We start from the raw sequence: 19,039 nt of genomic DNA, 5'->3' as shown, positions 1-19,039 counted from the left end.
AATGATTGCGTCTGTTCTGCGGTAAGCCGGATGAGGGACAGAGAGAACACGGCAACGCCACAAAACATTCGCAAATGAAATGTGGAGCAATGTCCAGGATTGCCACGTCGCCGCACACATCCAGACCGCTTCTGCTCGTAACATTAATGATGGTAGAACCGATGGTGAACTGTCAACGTTTTTCTGTCGGAACAAACATCACAGTGATCATGTTACGTTCCGCAAAGTCTGACACGTCAAAGTCCCCGATGAGCCCCTCGACCGTGCTCCCGACCCGCGCTATCACCCCTTACTGATGCGCATCCTTTTCATCACGGCAACCCGTCTCGGCGACGCAGTTATTTCCACCGGTCTGCTGGAGCGCCTGCGCCACACTTACCCCGATGCTCGTTTTACCATCGCCTGTGGCCCGGTTGCTGCCGGCCTGTTTCAGCGCATGCCTGGCCTGGATCAGATCATCGTGATGACCAAACGCCGTTACGACCTCCACTGGTTCCATCTCTGGCGCCAGTGCGTTTTTACGCGCTGGGATCTTATTGTCGACCTGCGCGGCTCCGGCACCAGCTTTTTCCTCCGGAGCCGCCGTCGCCGGATTATGCGTGGCGGCCGTCGCGCAGGTTCCCGTCTTGCGCATGTCGGCCAACTCTTTGACCTCGTGCCGCCTCCGATGCCCACTGTATGGATGAGCACCGAAGATGTCGCAAAGGCCCGTACTGTTCTGGGCCGGCAACCCGTCATCGCCTTCGGGCCAACTGCCAACTGGTCTGGAAAGGTCTGGCCCGCAGATCACTTCATAGCCCTCTGGGACGCTCTTTCCAAAGCCCGTCCCGATATTCGGCTTGCAGTATTTTACGGTCCCGGTGAGACCGAGCGGCGGATGGCTGCCCCGCTACTCGCCATTCCAGGTGTCGTAAATGCCGGCGGATGTTTCACTCTTGCAGAAACCGCCGCCATGCTCAGCCTCTGCACGCTTTTTGTCGGAAATGATTCAGGCCTTATGCACCTCGCTGCCGCTGCCGGTACCCTTACGCTTGGCCTGTTCGGACCTTCGAAGGCGAGCGAATATGCGCCAGGCGGTCGTCACGCCGAATGGATTGCGGCTCCTGGTCCGGAAGGTGAAGCCCCCATCGCAGGGCTCAGAACTGAAGCTGTCGCGGATCGTATTCTGGGTATGCTGTCCGTTATCGCAGCGGAGCCAAAGCCGTGAGCGAAGAAAAAAAACGTGCAGACACGTCTCTGAGGCCAGGCGGACGCTCCGGAACTGCGGATATCCTGCCGTCTGCGCTGTCTGTTTCGACGCTCAGCAAACAGATCCCCGAAATTCTTGACCCGGGCGAACTCCCGCTTCCGGAGCCTCCCACGGTCCCTCTCCGCGTCGCCCATGTCATGGCCGGTGCCGCCGCCGGCGGAGCCGAACTCTTCTTTGAGCGCCTTTGTATCGCCCAGGCGAAAAGCGGTCTGGACATTCTTTCTGTTATTCGTCGTGATGCAGGTCGTCTCCGCCGGCTCACAGAGGGCGGTATCACACCGCGTGAACTCCGTTTTGGGGGGCAGGCCGATCTTCTGACCCGACCGCGCCTGAATTCTACGCTCCGAAGGTTCGATCCCGCCGTTGTCGTCGCCTGGATGAACCGTGCTGCCCGGTTCGCTCCGACCGGCCCCTGGACTCTCGCCGGTCGCCTCGGTGGCTTCTACGATTTGTCCTACTACAGGCGATGTACCCACCTTATCGGCAACACACATGGTCTGGTCGCCTGGATGGTCCGGCAGGGCTGGCCTAAGGATCAGGTTCACTATGTCCCCAACTTCGCCAACGATATCGGACATGTCACTCCGAAACGTCCGCCTGAAATACCGGACGATGTTCCCTTTGTTCTCGCCCTCGGCCGCCTACATACCAACAAGGCGTTCGATGTCCTCATCCGCGCGATTTCCCGTGTCCCCGGGGTGCATCTGATGATCGCCGGAGAGGGGCCGGAACGCGAAACTCTCGAAACCCTCGCCCGTACCGAACGTGTCACAGACCGTGTCCACATGCCCGGCTGGGCCGAGCCCTCCGGTCTCATTCGCGCCTGTGATCTGTTCGTCTGTCCGTCCCGTCATGAACCGCTCGGCAATGTCGTGATCGAAGGGTTCTCCGCTGTTCGTCCGGTTGTCGCCGCCGCCTCACAGGGACCTCGCGAACTCATTGTTCACGGTCGTAACGGCCTTCTTGCTCCTGTCGACGACGACAAAATGCTCGCGGCCGCCATGCAGGCTGTTCTTGCCGACCACGCTCTGGCCCATCGCCTCGCTGTTGCTGGCCGGGCTACCTACGAACGCGAGTTCGCCCCGAAGCCCGTCCTTGCCGCCTGGGCAGATTTCCTCCGGCACGTCGCTCCCAACGCTCCGGAGAGCGCGTGACATGTGCGGTATCGGTGGCATCGTTTACAGACCCGGCGCCACCCCGCGCGATAATGCAACCCTAAAGCGCTTTGCCAGGGCACTGGCCCATCGCGGCCCAAATGGCATCAAAATCGAACGCCTTGGTCGCACCGATCTGATTCACACCCGTCTCTCCATCATTGATCTTGAAGGTGGGGACCAGCCCATCCATGCTGGCCCCGCCGCCATGATCGCCAACGGCGAGATTTACAACGACCCCGATATCCGCGCGGATATCGGAAACGATTATTATACCACCGGGAGCGACTGTGAGTCCGCTCTCCGTCTCTGGCAGCGTGACCACATTGGTTTCTCCCTTCGCCTGCGTGGGATGTACGCCATCGCCATTTCTGACAGTGCCAAGGACACCCTGGTTCTTACCCGCGACCCATTCGGCATCAAACCGCTTTACATCGTCGAGCTTTTCGATGGCATCGCCTTTGCCTCCGAACCTGCCGCTCTTGTTGCCGCAGGACTTGTCCCACCCGAAATTAACCCCATCAGCCGCAGTCAGCTCCTGGAGCTTCAGTTTGTCACTGGCAGCTCCACTATCTTCTCCGGCATCAGCCGTGTCCTTCCCGGTGAAACCCTCCATATAAAATCTGGCCACATCGATAATCGTAGTCGCCAGTCTCCTCTCCCGCCCGGCCCCGTCGAAGTGATCAGCGAAGCCGCTGCCCTCGCGCGTCTCGACGCTGCCCTTATGGATAGTGTCCGTGTCCATGAACGCGCCGACGTTCCCTTCGGCCTGTTCCTCTCCGGCGGCATCGACAGCAGCACTGTTCTTGCCGCCATGTCCCGGCTACGGCGCGAGGCAGGGCAGGGCTCGCCGCTTCTTACCTGGACCGCCACCTTCGACACGGATAATGTTGCCAACGAAAGCGAACAGGCCGCCCGTCTCGCAAAAGCTACCGGGGCCGTTCACCAAGTCGTCCACGTGACACGCAAGGACTTCTGGAGTCATCTGCCGGCCATCGTCGGCTGCGTGGACGACCCTGTCGCCGATTACGCCATCGTCCCGACCTGGCTCCTCGCCCGTCGGGCCCGGGAAAGCGCTACCGTCGTGCTCTCCGGTGAAGGTGGCGACGAACTCTTTGCCGGTTACGGCCGCTATCGCCGTGCGCTTCGTCCCTGGTGGCGTGGAGGTCGCACAATGCGTCGCCACGGTATTTTTGACGGACTCGACATCCTGCGCCCTGATCCTGCTCACTGGCGCGACGATCTTACGAACACCGAACGCAGTATCACGGGTGCTCCTACGCGCCTCGCTGCTCTGCAGGCCGCCGACATCGCGGAATGGCTGCCCAACGACCTGCTCCTCAAACTCGACCGTTGCCTGATGGATCATGGCCTTGAAGGACGCACTCCGCTGCTCGACCCTGTCATCGCTGAGGCGGTCTGGCGCCTTCCGGACAGCCTGCGCATCCGGAACGGCAAAGGTAAATATCTCCTTCGCCGCTGGCTTGAACGGGAGCTTCCGGTCTCAGATCCCTTCGCCCCTAAAAAGGGTTTCACCGTCCCCGTCGGTGAATGGATTGCTCAGGAAGGTCCCCGCCTGGGGCCTCTCGTCGCCAGCCAGACTTCGATCGCCGCCATTGCCGACCCGGACCGTGTCCGGTCGCTTTTTCGCAACGCCGCAACACGCAAAACCGGCCCTGCTGCATGGACGCTGCTCTTTTACGCTCTCTGGCATCGTGTTCATCTGGAAGGTGCAGATCGTAACGGAGACGTATTCGAAACACTCATGCCGGGATAGCCGCCAGGCTGGTTGTTCGAAATGGCTCAGTTCCCTGTGTTTGTTGTGAAAAATCAGACCTGATGGATATTCGGGATTCTGACCTGTTGTGACGTGTGGCTCATTTTTTCTGTCAGAGCTTCGTGATCGTGCTCGGTGATGCTGTGTAATGTGTACACTCCGGAGTGGTGGCGGACGACAGTCTTGCCCCAGGCACTTTGCCCATTCCGGGACTGGCGGATGGGATAATGCACGATGACTGGAGCGGACACGGAGAACAGGATCTTGCTTGGTGTACGATTCCGCCTCGCTACCGAATTCATTCTTATTTTTGCAGGCGGTCCACTTTTGATTCTTGTCCTGCATCGGCCGGGAGTACTTTTTATTCTGTTATGGGCCGGTGCTGCGACCGCATGGCTCTCTACCCGGAGCAAACAGTGCGTTTCTTCTGAGCCTTCTGAAACACGATCTGAAATCCGTATTCTGTTTTTACGCTTTGTTCTGCTCGCCCCCTGCATCGCCCTTGCCAGCTGGTTTTTCTTGCCGGAGACATTTCTGAGCCTGCCGTCGGAAAGGCCATTATTCTGGGCCGCGATCATGGTTCTCTACCCATTGCTCTCTGTCTGGCCCCAGGAAATGCTTTATCGCCAGTTTCTGTTTATGCGTTATGCTCCTCTTTTCAGGCGAAAATCTGTTCTTATTGCTGCCAGTGCACTGGCTTTCGGTTTCGCCCACGTAATTTTCCTGAATCCGGTTGCGATTATAATGACGCTGGCAGGCGGTTTTATGTTCGCCCGTGACTACGCCCGACACCAGTTGTTGCGTCTTACCTGTCTGGAACATGCCTTGTACGGCTGTCTTATTTTTACCGTTGGACTGGGCAGATTTTTCTATACTGGTGACGCGTGGCACCACCATTAGACGTCTCTCGTCATATCGGAGATTATCTTTGCAGGCCGCAGAGAATACGGAACATCAGGTTTCTCAGTTTAAACGCAGGGAACCCGATACAGAGCATGCGTTATTGTCAGGCTTCTACATTGGGAAAGGGATAAAAGGCAGTCGCATGGCTCACGGCCCGACTGATTTTGCTCCATAGCTCATCGTCAGCCGATGGCGTAAAGATGCGTCTTTCTCCAGATAAGGTGGTTTTACAACTGCCCCAGCGACAGGAAAAATCTGCCGATGCGCTATGACCTGATCCTTCGTAACGGAACCTGCCTCCTGCCCTGGGGTGAGGCAAAAACCGATATCGGCGTGATCTCCGGCCGCATCGCCAGCCTCGCCGTTCCTTCCTCCGCTGAGTCTGCGGAGATTATTGACGCGACCGGCCTGCATATTTTACCCGGTCTGATCGACGCTCACGTCCATCTGCGCGACCCAGGTAACGCCTCGGTCGAAAGCATCCCGACCGGGACCCACGCCGCCGCCCTTGGTGGTATTACCACCGTGTTCGATATGCCGAACACAAATCCAGCTATTACGAATGATGAAATGCTGCGCTGGAAACAGGAATACGCGTCATGTAATTCCTGGACCGATTTCGCCTTTTACGTAGGCGCCACACGTGAAAATACGTCGCATCTCGGCGAATACGAGCAGTTCGACGGAGTTTGCGCCATTAAGGTTTTCGCCGGCTCATCCACCGGCAATCTGATGATCGAGGACGATGCCGGCCTTGAGGCTGTCATGCGCCATGGTCACCGTCGCATCGCTTATCATTCCGAAGATGAATACCGCCTTCAGGCCCGCCGCAGGGAATTCCATACCGGCATGCCCTACAGCACCCATGCTGTCTGGCGTGACGTCGAATGTGCGTTTCTCGGTACTCGCCGGATCATGGCGCTGGCTCGCAAAACCCGCCGCCCGGCGCATATCCTTCACACCTCTACCGCCGAGGAGCTGAAATACCTTCAGGGTTTCCGCGATATCGCTACAGTCGAAGTCCTCGTCAATCACCTAACTCAGTTCGGTCCGGACTGCTACGACGAACTCGGCGGCCTGGCTGTCATGAATCCACCGATCCGCGACCGCAGCCATTATGAGGCCAGCTGGGCTGCCGTCCGCGATGGCACTATCGATGTCGTTTCCTCCGATCACGCACCGCACCCGCTGGAGGCCAAGGCAAAACCCTGGCCGGAATGCCCTGCGGGCCTCACCGGCGTGCAGACCATCGTCCCCCTCATGCTCGATCATGTTAATGCCGGTCGACTCAGTCTCGGCCGCCTTGCGGACCTGATGGCCGCTGGGCCGGCCCGAGTCTACGGTCTTCAGGCCAAGGGTCGCATCGCTGTCGGTTATGACGCCGATTTCACCCTTGTCGATATGAAAGCCCGCCGTCGCATCACCAATGACCAGATCGTCACGCCGGCTGGCTGGACCCCGTTCGACGGCAAGGAGATTATCGGCTGGCCTGTCGCCACCATCGTGCGGGGGCAGGCTATCATGCGCGACGACACTATGATCGGTGAACCGCGAGGCCAGCTTGCCTGCTTTTTGCCCTAAAGCTGGTGTTAACGCCTGACGGCTGTCTGAAGCCGTGAGATAACAGACGGGCAGGGGAGACAGTAAGGACCACGCCGGATCCCACTCGTCGGTGTGCAGGTCTGGTTGCTATCCGCCCGGCTTCATCTGGCCAGATACTGGACACGCCATCGTGGACCAAAAATCCATGACACAGTCACTAACGTCGCTCCGGCTACAGGCCGGAAGGAAACCACATGAACGTCTGTCTCTCTCTCAGTCTGACCGCTTTTCTGACCATCGCCATTTTTCCGGTTGCCGCCCGCGCCGACAGTGCATGGATGGCATCCGGCTGTGGCACCGAACCATCGGTCCCGGATCTCGATGTGTCGAGTGTCGATAAATACAACAGCAGTGTTGATCGTGCTGCTGCTTACGAAAAAGCCGCCCGGGTTTACAACACCTGTGTCGCGAAAGAAGCCAACCGGCAGGAAACTGTCGCCAGCAACGAAGCCCGCGATAAAATCAATCATATTCACGAAGGCAGCACAGCTGTTCAGAAGCGCATTGCTGCCAGTTTCACAAAAATAACAACCACTCTGAAATCGGCGGGCACAAAATTCAGCAAATGATTGTAACGACTGCGTTCACCGGTCCTGACGCCTGTGACGGCTATCCTCGTGCAGGGATAACCGCACACCCGGTCACCACAAGGAGTCAGCCTTCAGCGTCCGTTATCATCCGCGTAAGGGTTTTTCGTTCCACGCAGCTGCAGTCGAACAGGAACTCCGGTCAGACCAAAACTTTCCCGCAATCCGTTCACCAGGTAGCGCCGGTATTCTTCCGGTAACATCTCGGCGCGTGTCCCAAACACGACAAACGTCGGAGGCCGGCTTTTTACCTGCGTAATATAGCGCAGCTTTAACCGTCTTCCGCTGACCAAAGGAGGAGCATGGCGGTCGAGAGCGGCATCAAACCAGCGGTTCAGCTCTCCGGTCGGCACCCGGCTGTTCCATATCTCTGCCGTTCGCCGCACCGCCGGCAACAGCTTCTGCACGCCTGCGCCTGTCTTCGCTGAAAATGCCACAACTTCCAGACCACGCATCTGTGTCAGAGAAATTTCCAGCCGATCATAAATCGCCTTGCGCGTCGCAACCCGATCCGCGACCGCATCCCACTTGTTGAGTGCGAGGACGCAGCCTCGTCCCTCACGTTCGATCAGCCGCGCGATCTGCAGATCCTGCTCATGAAGTCCCAGCGTCGCATCCACAACCAGAACGACAACTTCAGCGAGCTTCAGCGCTTCAATCGTCGCCGAGGTCGACATCTTTTCGAGTTTTTCGTCAATTCGCGCCTTGCGTCGCAGACCGGCCGTGTCGACAACCTGAACCTCGCCATGTTCATCGCTGACCATCACGGCCACCGAATCCCGGGTCAGTCCCGGCTCCGGACCGGTAATCATCCGTTCCTCGCCAAGGACCCTGTTCAGCAATGTCGATTTACCTGCGTTTGGACGCCCGACAAACGCAATCCGAAGACGTCCGGGCAAAGCCGTCTCATCCTCGATAAAGACAGCCTCGTCCGCAAATTCTTCGGGGACCGCGTCTTCAGGAGATTCATCGGGTCCTGTCAGTGTCGCAAAACTGAGCGTTGAGGCATCATCCTGCTTCTCAACAGGTTTTTTCAGCTTCCTGCGCGACGGCCGTACGGTCTCAGTCTGTTTTTCAGCGTCCGTTGGCGGCGGCAGGGCATCCGCTATCTCGCTCATGAGATCGGCAATGCCTTCACCATGTTCGGCCGACACAGCAATGGGTGTTCCCAGCCCAAGCGAGAACGCCTCCATCGCGGCAGCGGCTCCCGACTTGCCCTCAGCTTTATTCGCCACCAGCATCACCGACCGGTTCTGCTTCCTCAGCCAAGCCGCAAAATGTTCGTCCGCCGGCGTGATCCCCGAACGCGCATCAATGCAGAACAGAACGACATCCGCTTCGAGGACAGCCATCTCGGACGACGCCCGCATCCGGCCGAACAGGGTATCGGGCGCCGCTTCCTCAAGACCCGCCGTATCGATCAGGCGGACAAGACGACCGCGCAAAATGGCCTCACCTTCCTTGCGATCCCGTGTCACACCGGGGGTATCTGCGACAATGGCCTGCCGCCGTCCAACCAGACGATTGAACAGAGTCGATTTGCCAACATTAGGACGACCCGCGATGACAACCGTTGGCAGACCGGTGGCAGGGAGGACCGGCTCCGGCCGCATAGGCTGTCGTTGCGATCTGCCCTGAGATCGTCCGCCGCGTTTCTGATCAGCCATAAGAAGTAAGAACGCCCCGATTATCGACAACCAGCATCTGGCCATCGGAGAAAATAGGTTCGACGGTAGTGGGAGCCGGCATCTTATCGAGTGACAGAATTTTTCCGGTCAGCGGATCAAGTGTGATGATACCGTTTTCAGGCAGGGTACTGATGCACACCAGCTTGCCATCGGCGAGTGCCGGTCCCGTCCAGGTTACGCCATCTTTGCGCACGTCAACCCGGACATACTGCCGAAGCTGCGTAATCCAGCGAACCTGTCCGGTAATCCGGTCGAGACAGGCTACCTGTTCATCCATTGTGATGATGAACAGCCAGTCCCCAACAGAAAGCAGCGGGTTCTGGCCGGCTATGGCGCGCTCCCAGAGCCTCCGTCCGGAGCGCATGTCAATTGCAACCATCATTGGCGCTACGCTCATTGCATATGCCGTACCGCCCGCGATGACAGGCATGCTGCGCACACAGGAAAAGTCCAGCGCCGAGGTCTGACCGTTCGCACTCCCCAGCGTATCACTCCAGACGACCTCACCACTTTCCGCACGCAGCGCGACCAGATCGCCTGAACCAAAGCCGGCCAGAACAACGCCGTCCATAACGGCCGGAGCAGGTTGCCCGAACATCACTGTATCGGCCGGCGATGCGTTATAATTCCAGAGCTGATGACCGCTGGTTGCATCCAGAGCAAAGAGGCGTTCGTCAATTGTTCCGAAAAACAGCCGTCCGTCAGCAATTGTCGGAGCGGAACGACCGGGCGTTCCAACATTCATCCGCCATTTGACCTCGCCGGTCGCGGCCTCAACAGCGACAGTCTCTGATATTCCGTCGACGATATACAGAGTATCGCCGTCAGCCCCCAGACCGCCGCCGATATTACTCGATAGCAGGCGATGCGATTTTGGATTAAAATGCCACAGATGGTTCATTCCCGGCCACGTATAGCCGTGTACGTTCCCAACGGCATCCATGGTGAATATCCTGCCATGATGAATGACAGGTGTTGCCTGAATAACGCCGCGGCCATTCGACCCCAGCGCGGCAAACGCCAGAAAATCAGGCTCCGAAACGCTGTGCCCGATCGATTTTGACCAGCGCTCTTTCAGGCCACCCCAGGCATAATTGGCGGATACATGGCTCGGTATGTGTCCACTGATCGGCCACTCAACAGATTGAGTCGGCGCAGGGATAGTGATCGGCGTCAGCGGATCGCTGGTTTTTTGCACAACCAGACCGTTTCGACCTGCCAGAACCGGAACGCGATGTCCGGCCAGGATTGGTTTTTCATCGTCGTCAAAAATGCTGCAGGCGGCGAGACCCGGGACAAGTGCTGCTCCACCCAGCAGCGTCCTGAGAAAGCCGCGACGGCTGTTGCGGGAAAATCGGAGCATTAGATCGCTTTCGGGCGGCTGGGGCACGGCAGGACGGTCTCTGTCAGAAGTTTAAGTTAATGAACGCGTTCAGCCGGTCGGGCCGAGAGTCTGTAACAGCGCATTGGCTCGCATCCGCACACCTTCGGGTGCCGCGTAATCCTGCGCCAGTTTTGTAAGCCGGTCCCGTGCCGGTTTAATCTGACCGTTACGGATATCGAGCGTCGCCAGTAGCTCATTTGCAAGTGCTGCATAAGGCTTACCGCTATCTGTAAGCAATGACAGACGAGAACGAACTGTCGCAGCATCTCCGGAATCAATCTGCCACTGACACCAGAGCAAGGTCGCGAGATCACGCAGACCATGATCCACATGCGTATCCCGGCCGATTGAATCCCAGATTGTCAGCGCCTGCCGAACATCGCCATGCGCGGCATTGCCGGCTGCAATCCGCATCCTGGAAAGAGCGGCAACCCCCGCCGGTGCCGTTCCACTGAGTTGTGTCAGTGAGATAAACGCCTTTTTTTGCGTATCCGTCAGAGGCGTAGCCGCGCCGTTCGCAATCTGGTCCGTTCCGGCGTCGTGCAGTGCTTTAAAATAAGTGATGGAGGCCTGTTCCGCCCGGGCTCGTTCACCGGATCGATGATATTCCCATGCGCCGACGCCGGCACACACCAGAATAACAGCTCCTGCTCCAACCCCTGCGAATCGTCTTGCGAGACGCCGCATACGTTCGGCCCGCAGTTCGTCATCGACTTCCCTGAAAATCTCATCGACCACCGGTGTATAATCTCTTCATCTGCGGACTGTTGTCCCTGCTGATATAGTACATGCGCCCTTTGACGCGCCATCCCGGCGCAGGAGCACATGGCTACAGTTATGCCGAACAATAGCCGCGCAGCAGGAATGCAGCAAACTGGTTCCTTACGAACCCTCCCGCGTCGATGAGACAGTAAGTGTTTCTTTACATGGCCGCGCCATAGTCTTCGTCATGCACAGTACCCGCTTCATCGTTTCATCCGTTCTTCTGGTGCTCAGCGGCTGCTCAGCTCCACAAATCGGCAGTTTCGCCATGGGCCGAGACTGTTCCGCCTCTGAGCTTGAAAAAGGAACAGGCTGGTGTTCACCACCAGAAACACCTCCCCCACCACAGCCTTATTGTACGGCCGGATGGAGTGGTGTTGACTGCTGGAGCCGGCCAGATCTTATGCCTAATGTGGCGAGAGAAGTCGCTGAGGGGCCGACGGGTCTGACAGCGGAGCAGAATGCTGCGCGTCTTAATAAACCGTATACCAGCGTTCCGCCGTCCTCTCAGTATAAGTACTGATATGTAAAGACTGAACTAAAATTGTTTTTAAGTTTTCGTTTGTGGATAATAGGAAATATGCGATGATTTTTATGGGAATATGTAGCTATTTCCTGTGGATGTTTATTTAAGTAACGCAGTATTCAACTTCCGTAGGATCTATATCGCTGGCTGAAGTAGGTTTCCAGACCGGATTATTATCCTTATCAATTATGCGGGCTCTGACGCCTTCTGAGAAATCGGCTCGTGCAAGCAAATGACCTACCGCAGTACTTTCAAGAGAAAATCCGTCAGTAATAAGGGGAATGGACGCAAGCTTCTGCTGCATCCGCCAGGTGACATGCAGTGAAAACGGACATGCTGCGTTCAGTGCTGCAATATCACTTTCCGCCCAGGTCGTTTCGCCACCCGCCGCGACAACAGCGTTCAGTCGTGCGAGAACCAGTGGTACCCCTTCCGCCGGTGTGAGACTCAGTACGTCGTAAACTCCGGCCGATTTATCCGGTAATGCCGGCAGGCTGGTTCCGCATGTCTGTTTATGGGTGAGCCCGGTCAGAACAGAATCAATTTGTTCGATGGAAGCATGGGAGAGGGCATCAGGAAGGAGTGAAAGGTTATCCGAGTGCATGAGGTAATCGGCCATTCCCATCTGAAGAGCCTGGACGCCGTTCATTCTGTTTCCGGTAAGTGCGAATCTCAGACCATGGGCCTCGGGTGCTCTGGCCAGCAGCCAGCCACCTCCCGCATCGGGTGTCAGCCCAATCGCGGTCTCCGGCATCGCGAGCACGGAGCGTTCGGTCACTATGCGATAACGCGCATGGGCTCCAAGGCCGATCCCGCCGCCCATCGTGATGCCGTCCATCACTGTCACGACCGGCTTCGGGTAACGTGCAATCGCCAGCATCGTCCGGTACGGGATCGCCATGCTGGTGTGCGCCGCCACGGCTCCCTGCTGCGTGATAATGTTTCGGATCGCCTTGATATCGCCTCCCGCGCAAAACGCCCGCGGTGATGATGAATCAATCAATACGATATTTATTTCAGGATCGTCCCGCCATTCATCCAGCACACTCAGCATGTCTTCAGCCATCGCCGCGTCAACGGCGTTCAGTTTTTCAGCCCGACTGAGAGTCATGCGAGCCAGATGGCCGTGTCGCTCGCAAAGGAAGGAACGGCGGGTATCGGCGGGCGGGGCAGGCACAGTCATCATTTATCTCCGGTTTCGTGCCGCATGCATCCAGCGGTCCGGTTTGTTCATTCGTTCTTTATATCCGGTTGTGACAATCACCCGAATCTCGTACGGGTGAGCACGTGAGAGCAACGGCCAGTTCAGGTCGTGCGGGAGCAGGAGCAAGCAGGGTGGCTGTCGAGACCGGTGCATTTCGAGAAGCGATGGCGCGTCTGGGCGCAGCCGTGACAATCGTAACCACCGGCAGCATGGATGAGCCGACAGGATTTACGGCATCGGCTGTATGTTCAGTCACGGATACACCTCCCACGATTCTTGTTTGCCTGAACCGTTCGGCGCGTGTCCGGCCTGCGTTCGCCGAGAATGCGGCGATGTGTGTCAATGTTCTGTCAGGCGCCCAGAAAGCACTCTCCGAGCGTTTTGCCGGCGCGTTCGGGATGAATGAACGCTTTGAAAACGGTCACTGGACCACTCTTGAAACCGGCGCTCCGGTGCTGGAAGAGGCTATTGTGGCTCTGGATTGCCGGATCAGCCGGATTGTGGAAGTCGGAACGCACAGCGTCATGTTTGGCGCGGTAGAAGCTTTACGGCTCGGAGGCATCGCCGGTGGCCTCGTCTATTTCAACCGGGCCTATCACCATCTTCCTCATATTGAGGCGAAATAGCTTCCGGAATATGGAACGGAGTAAATATTTATGGCAAAAAAAGATATCAAAAACGATGTTCCGATCATTTCCGGCCGGGCAATTCTGATAATGCATGGAATTGTCATCGTATTTGTCGGCCTTATGGCCTGGCTTGACTGGGCTGTGGCAAACTGATCCTGCGCAGTCATTTTTCCACGACAAAATCAGTCGAAAAAAAGTAATTCTTCAACCCGTTCAGCCGGTCTGCACAGGAGCGTTCTGCGATCTGTCACGACAATTGGTCGATTAATCAGCTGCGGATGCCCGGTCATCGCGTCCAGCAACATCTCGTCGGAAACTTCAGGTGCGTTGAGATTCAGACTGGACGCAGGTGCTTCCTCTGTTCGCAGTATCCCTCGCACTTCTACGTCACTCATCTCACCAGGAACAGTCAGCATTGCACGATCCGGGGGAGTTTTGAGATATTCGATAACACGAAACTCAGATCCGGATTCCTGCAGTCTCCCAGGAACCCTGGGCGAGGTGCTGCAGCGAGGGTTATGAAATATCGTGGCCTGCATCTGCTCTGCCCTGTCAAAACGGCAATTGGTTATGGGTGGATGAAGACGTGCCAGACTGCGCCGCCAGTGGTGAAGAGTAGTTCTGCCAGCGAGACAAACTCCAGTTCCGACGTTATGTTCCTTTTATGCAAAACATTCAGACCCTGACTCGCTTCAGCGTATCGCCGCTGCACACCATGACCCGGCAACTCGCTGCGGTCGCCTCCGGACGTGCCGCGCCGGATCTCGTGCTGACCGGCGCCAGAGTTCTTTCCACCTATTCGAACCGTATGCTGAAAGACCGCGAACTGTGGATCAGCGGTGGTCGCATCGCCGCCCTCCGTCCCGCCGGAAGCTGGCGCACGACCGGCCAGACTCCGGGCGAGGTAAGAGATGTGCAAGGCGGTATCCTTGCTCCCGGCCTTGTTGATCCGCACCTGCATATCGAAAGCAGCATGATGACTGCCTGTGCCTACGCGGAAGCAGCGCTGCTTAATGGTACCACCACCATCTTCTGCGACAGCCACGAGCTCGGAAATGTTGCCGACGTCGCCGGTATTGAATGGATGCTCGAAGATGCCCGCCACGCTCCTCTCAATATCTTCCTGACCGTTCCCAGCACTGTGCCGGCAACTTCGCCACAATGTGAAACAGCGGGAGGCGATCTTACTCCGGAAAAAATAGGCGCTCTTTTCGACCGCTGGCCCGAGGCAGTTGCTCTCGGCGAAAAAATGGATTTCGTTCCGCTCTGCCTCGGTGATGCACGCAGCCATGCTGTTGTTGCCGAGTCTCTCCGGCGCGGTCATCCCGTCAGCGGTCATGTCTATGGGCGGGAGTTTGTCGCCGCCTACGCTGCCTCCGGTGTCACCGATACCCACGAGGCCGTCACCGGAGAAATAGCAGATGATCTGCTGGAAGCCGGAGTCTGGATATTTCTGCGTGGCGGTCCCCCCACAACTCCCTGGCACTCTCTGCCCGAAGCGATCAGAACGATCACCGAAATGGGAGCCGACCCTAAGCGCGTCTGTGTCTGTACGGATGACCGTGATGCCGACGATCTGTTCCTGTTCGGTCAGGACTGGGTCGTTCGGCAGGCAATACTGGCCGGGATTAAACCGGAAACAGCCTGGAGTATGGGCTCACTTCATGGCGCGACCCGATTCGGTATGGATAACGAGATCGGCGGCTTCGGCGGCGGACGCCGGGCGGATATTGTTATCCTCAATGACTCCATGGAGGTCCAGGATACATGGTACGGTGGAACACACGTTGTCGCGGATCGTAAAATCACGCCTATCCTGGACCGTCAGTTGTCCGAATCCCGCTACCGCTATCCGGAAGCAGCTTACCGCACCGTTATCCTTCCGGAGACTGGTCCCCTCGTGCCAGAACTTCCGGCTGGAGAATGTCACGCTAATGTGATTGGGATCAGCGGTCCCGGTGATATCGCGCTTCTTCATGAGGTCGTTGAGTTAGAAGAAGCGCGAAACTGGGACACGCTGCTCGAAAAACATGATCTTTGTTTCGTTACCGTGCTTGAACGGCATGGACGCAACGGAGGTATCGCGCACGGTCTTCTTCGCGGCTTCGGTCTCACCAGCGGCGCTGTCGCCAGCAGTGTCGGACATGACGCGCACAACATCATCGTAGCCGGACGCAATGAAGCCGATATGCGCCTCGCCGTTGAAACCGTGCGCGACAGCCGTGGCGGTGTTGTTGTTGTATCGGAAGGCAAGGTGAGAGCACTCGTTCCGCTTCCCGTCGCCGGACTGCTTTCGGATGAGCGGGCAGGGACGGTCGCGCAGCAGACAGAAGAACTGAAACAGGCGTGGAGTGAACTTGGCTGTACCTTGCCTTACATGGGTTTCAATCTGATTCCGCTTTCGGTCATTCCGGATATCCGGATTACTGACAGAGGACTTATTACTGTGCCGTCTATGGAGCAGGTCCCTCTTTTTGTCCTCTGAATGTAACTGCGATTGACAATGATGCCGGATCGTGAGGGGATGCGCCTAAGTCAGAGGCGTCACAGAGTGTGGCTGTCCGACTGACCGGTGCGCTCGTCCTCAGGTCGGGCCGCGCTCTACGAGGAAGGATGTTTCCAATGCCCACCGGCACAGTAAAATGGTTCAATGCGACAAAGGGCTTCGGCTTCATTCAGCCTGATGATGGCGATAAGGACGTTTTCGTCCACATCACTGCCGTACAGGCAGCCGGCCTGACTGGTCTTACTGAGAACGAGAAGGTCAGCTACGAGCTGGTCACTGAGCGCGGGAAAGCCGCAGCGACGAATCTCAAAACAATCTGAGACTACACTGCTGGTTGCGACAGTAACCAGCAAAACAGTCTGTGGATTGATCTGATGCAGTCAGGGCCTTAATAACAGGTTATATGTATACCTGTAATGGCCCTGTGTTTTTACCTGAGTTGTCAGGTTAAGTGCTGTATAACGCTGCCTGTTATGAGGGTCAGTTTCCTTTCTCTCATAATGTTTCTTTGGCTTTAAAAATTCTCATGTTTGTCACGATCGTTATGTCTCTTGTTCAGGCATAATCCGGTGAGCGCCGGAAGTCTCTGCATTACGATCTGGCTGTTTCGTCGTATTTTGAAAAAGCTGAGATAAATCCAGCTAACTGGCACTCTGTGAAGAAAAGTGCCAGACATCCTTGACACTCTTCTGAAGCGCTCCTATCTCCATTGTGGCACTCCCGGGGTGGGAGTGCTAACGCACCGCGGCGTAGAGCGCGTGGCAAGAGGCGGCGTCGCTTACTCTGAGGGCGTCGTCCCGAAAAAAGAACATGGAGCGATCCATAATGACGAAATTTCGTCCCCTGCACGACCGTGTGGTGGTTCGTCGTCTGACGAGCGAAGAAAAGACCGTTGGCGGGATCATCATTCCCGACACAGCAAAAGAAAAGCCGATGGAAGGCGAAGTCGTCGCTGTCGGTCCGGGCGCCCGCAATGAACAGGGCCAGATCGTGGCACTCGATGTCAAAGCCGGTGACCGCGTTCTGTTCGGTAAATGGTCCGGCACGGAAGTGAAGATCGAAAGCGAAGAGCTTCTGATCATGAAAGAAAGCGACATTATGGGCGTGATCGCCTCCTGATCAGGCTTCTGATCCCCCTTTCTGATCGTTTTCATCCTTTAAGGAGAATTTTTCATGGCTGCTAAGGACGTAAAGTTCGGTGGTGATGCACGTCAGCGTATGCTGCGCGGTGTCGACATCCTCGCAGACGCCGTCAAAGTGACGCTCGGCCCGAAGGGTCGTAATGTTGTCCTCGATAAGAGTTTTGGTGCGCCCCGTATCACCAAGGACGGTGTGTCGGTCGCGAAAGAGATTGAACTGGCCGATAAGTTCGAGAACATGGGTGCGCAGATGCTGCGCGAAGTGGCCTCGAAGACCAATGACGTGGCCGGTGACGGCACCACCACAGCAACCGTGCTTGCTCAGGCTATCGTCCGCGAGGGCCATAAGGCTGTCGCTGCTGGTATGAATCCGATGGACCTCAAGCGCGGTATCGATAAGGCTGTTGCTTCTGTCGTCGAAGAGCTGAAGAAAAACACCAAGAAGATCACGACCCCTGCCGAGACAGCCCAGGTTGGCACGATCTCCGCCAATGGAGAGCATGAGATCGGCGAGATGATCTCGCAGGCCATGCAGAAAGTCGGATCCGAGGGTGTCATCACAGTTGAGGAAGCCAAGGGCCTCCATACTGAGCTCGACGTCGTCGAAGGTATGCAGTTCGATCGTGGTTACATCTCCCCGTATTTCATCACGAATGCGGAAAAGATGATCGCGGATATGGATAACCCCTATATCCTGATCCATGAGAAGAAGCTGTCCTCGCTTCAGCCGATTCTGCCGCTGCTCGAGGCTGTTGTGCAGTCCGGCCGTCCTCTGGTTATCATCGCCGAAGACGTCGATGGTGAAGCTCTGGCTACGCTGGTCGTCAACAAGCTGCGTGGTGGTCTGAAGATCGCCGCTGTCAAGGCTCCGGGTTTCGGTGATCGTCGCAAAGCGATGCTCGAAGACATCGCGATTCTCACTGGTGGTCAGGTCATCAGCGAAGACATCGGTATCAAACTTGAGAACGTCACGCTGCCGATGCTCGGTCGCGCCAAAAAGGTGCATATCGAGAAAGAGAACACCACAATCGTCGAAGGTGCTGGTAACGGCGACGACATCAAGGGGCGCTGCAACCAGATCCGTGCACAGATCGAGGAGACCACCTCGGACTATGACCGTGAGAAGCTGCAGGAGCGTCTCGCGAAACTGGCTGGTGGCGTCGCTGTCATCCGCGTAGGCGGTTCTACAGAAGTTGAGGTGAAGGAGCGCAAGGATCGCGTCGATGACGCGTTGCATGCAACCCGCGCCGCTGTCGAAGAAGGTATCGTTCCTGGTGGTGGCACTGCTCTGGCCCGTGCGTCCACGGCTCTCGGGCATCTGCATTATCACAACGAAGACCAGAAAGTCGGCGGCGAAATCATCCGCAAGGCTCTTCAGGCTCCGCTGCGCCAGATCGCTCACAACGCCGGTGAAGATGGTGCAGTCATCGCTGGTAAAGTGCTCGAGTCGAATGACTATGCCTACGGCTTCGATGCTCAGCTCGGCGAATACAAGAACCTCGTTGATGCCGGTATCATCGACCCGACTAAGGTTGTCCGCACGGCTCTTCAGGATGCGGCTTCGGTTGCAGGCCTGCTGATCACGACGGAAGCTATGGTTGCTGAGAGACCGGAAAAGAAGGCTCCTCCAATGCCGGGTGGCGGCGGAATGGGCGGTATGGGCGATATGGATTTCTGATCCCGCTCAAAGTCGTTATGAGATTGAAGAGGGGAGGGCGATTTCGTCCTCCCTTTTTTGTTTCCTGATATAACTACGGTCAGCGCTGCTGACTGATAAAGCGGAAGAATTTAAAAAATACTCTTTGAGCCTCAGAGAAGATTTGTTTCAGTCGCACGCCTGCTGTTTGTCGAAGTCGTGCTGCATTGTTACCGCGCAGGTATTCTCTGGCACGATCTGGCTGTTTGATGCGGTGACAGGAAGAACGTACA

At 56.9% G+C, this 19,039-nt stretch carries 17 protein-coding genes; 12 read left to right on the top strand and 5 right to left on the bottom strand.

All coding sequences use genetic code 11. The features are described 5' to 3' along the window. Positions 1-295 precede the first annotated feature (295 nt). The 6 genes from GOB93_RS03930 (at position 296) to GOB93_RS03905 (ending at position 7,254) form a co-directional block, all read left to right on the top strand. Complete coding sequence (locus tag GOB93_RS03930) at positions 296-1,207, top strand: glycosyltransferase family 9 protein (protein ID WP_173582211.1); 912 nt, start codon at positions 296-298, stop codon at positions 1,205-1,207. Positions 1,208-1,386: 179 nt separating this feature from the next. After that, on the top strand, positions 1,387-2,403 hold the full coding sequence (locus GOB93_RS03925; protein WP_173582247.1) for a glycosyltransferase: 1,017 nt from the start codon (positions 1,387-1,389) through the stop codon (positions 2,401-2,403). Position 2,404: 1 nt separating this feature from the next. Next, complete coding sequence (gene asnB, locus GOB93_RS03920; protein WP_173582210.1) at positions 2,405-4,180, top strand: asparagine synthase (glutamine-hydrolyzing); 1,776 nt, start codon at positions 2,405-2,407, stop codon at positions 4,178-4,180. Between the two features lie 264 nt (positions 4,181-4,444). Next, positions 4,445-5,080, top strand: a complete 636-nt coding sequence (locus GOB93_RS03915) for a CPBP family glutamic-type intramembrane protease (protein WP_242010515.1) — start codon at positions 4,445-4,447, stop codon at positions 5,078-5,080. Positions 5,081-5,344: 264 nt separating this feature from the next. After that, entirely contained in the window at positions 5,345-6,664 is a 1,320-nt protein-coding gene (locus GOB93_RS03910) for a dihydroorotase (protein WP_173582208.1), read from the top strand. Between the two features lie 215 nt (positions 6,665-6,879). Beyond that, entirely contained in the window at positions 6,880-7,254 is a 375-nt protein-coding gene (locus GOB93_RS03905; RefSeq protein WP_173582207.1) for a hypothetical protein, read from the top strand. A 92-nt stretch (positions 7,255-7,346) separates the two neighbouring features. On the opposite strand, the gene der is transcribed toward GOB93_RS03905, so the two are convergent. The 4 genes from der to GOB93_RS03885 form a co-directional block, all read right to left on the bottom strand. After that, positions 7,347-8,885, bottom strand: coding sequence for a ribosome biogenesis GTPase Der (der, locus tag GOB93_RS03900; protein WP_173582206.1), 1,539 nt, complete (start codon positions 8,883-8,885; stop codon positions 7,347-7,349). A gap of 46 nt (positions 8,886-8,931) precedes the next feature. Beyond that, positions 8,932-10,323, bottom strand: a complete 1,392-nt coding sequence (locus tag GOB93_RS03895) for a PQQ-binding-like beta-propeller repeat protein (RefSeq protein WP_173582205.1) — start codon at positions 10,321-10,323, stop codon at positions 8,932-8,934. 69 nt (positions 10,324-10,392) lie between these two features. Further along, positions 10,393-11,082 (bottom strand): hypothetical protein, encoded by a 690-nt coding sequence (locus GOB93_RS03890; protein ID WP_173582204.1) that lies wholly within the window; start codon positions 11,080-11,082, stop codon positions 10,393-10,395. A 653-nt stretch (positions 11,083-11,735) separates the two neighbouring features. Beyond that, complete coding sequence (locus GOB93_RS03885; protein WP_242010514.1) at positions 11,736-12,818, bottom strand: enoyl-CoA hydratase/isomerase family protein; 1,083 nt, start codon at positions 12,816-12,818, stop codon at positions 11,736-11,738. A gap of 182 nt (positions 12,819-13,000) precedes the next feature. On the opposite strand from GOB93_RS03885, the gene GOB93_RS03880 reads away from it, so the two are divergent. Both GOB93_RS03880 and GOB93_RS21935 read left to right on the top strand, forming a co-directional pair. After that, positions 13,001-13,462: a flavin reductase gene (locus tag GOB93_RS03880; RefSeq protein ID WP_173582245.1), complete on the top strand. Its 462-nt coding sequence runs from the start codon at positions 13,001-13,003 to the stop codon at positions 13,460-13,462. A 30-nt stretch (positions 13,463-13,492) separates the two neighbouring features. After that, positions 13,493-13,618 carry a hypothetical protein gene (locus GOB93_RS21935; RefSeq protein WP_277877205.1) on the top strand — a complete coding sequence of 42 codons (126 nt, stop codon included), beginning with the start codon at positions 13,493-13,495 and terminating at the stop codon, positions 13,616-13,618. Between the two features lie 29 nt (positions 13,619-13,647). Here GOB93_RS21935 and GOB93_RS03875 read toward each other — a convergent pair whose 3' ends face one another. Continuing rightward, entirely contained in the window at positions 13,648-14,004 is a 357-nt protein-coding gene (locus tag GOB93_RS03875; RefSeq protein ID WP_173582203.1) for an arsenate reductase family protein, read from the bottom strand. A gap of 125 nt (positions 14,005-14,129) precedes the next feature. Here GOB93_RS03875 and GOB93_RS03870 point away from each other — a divergent pair, with 125 nt between their 5' ends. The 4 genes from GOB93_RS03870 (at position 14,130) to groL (ending at position 18,788) form a co-directional block, all read left to right on the top strand. Further along, a complete protein-coding gene (locus GOB93_RS03870) occupies positions 14,130-15,950 on the top strand; it encodes an adenine deaminase (RefSeq protein ID WP_194299962.1) in 1,821 nt (606 codons plus the stop codon). Positions 15,951-16,087: 137 nt separating this feature from the next. Then, the gene (locus GOB93_RS03865; RefSeq protein WP_146887918.1) at positions 16,088-16,291 is read left to right on the top strand and encodes a cold-shock protein; all 204 of its coding nucleotides are present in this window, start codon (positions 16,088-16,090) and stop codon (positions 16,289-16,291) included. 505 nt (positions 16,292-16,796) lie between these two features. After that, entirely contained in the window at positions 16,797-17,090 is a 294-nt protein-coding gene (groES, locus tag GOB93_RS03860; RefSeq protein ID WP_173582202.1) for a co-chaperone GroES, read from the top strand. 54 nt (positions 17,091-17,144) lie between these two features. Further along, positions 17,145-18,788: a chaperonin GroEL gene (groL, locus tag GOB93_RS03855; protein ID WP_173582201.1), complete on the top strand. Its 1,644-nt coding sequence runs from the start codon at positions 17,145-17,147 to the stop codon at positions 18,786-18,788. Positions 18,789-19,039 lie beyond the last annotated feature (251 nt).

Origin of the sequence: Acetobacter musti (assembly GCF_011516835.1) — a bacterium.
GTDB classification, from domain to species: Bacteria; Pseudomonadota; Alphaproteobacteria; order Acetobacterales; family Acetobacteraceae; genus Acetobacter; species Acetobacter musti.
This window is presented reverse-complemented; position numbering and strand designations above follow the sequence as displayed.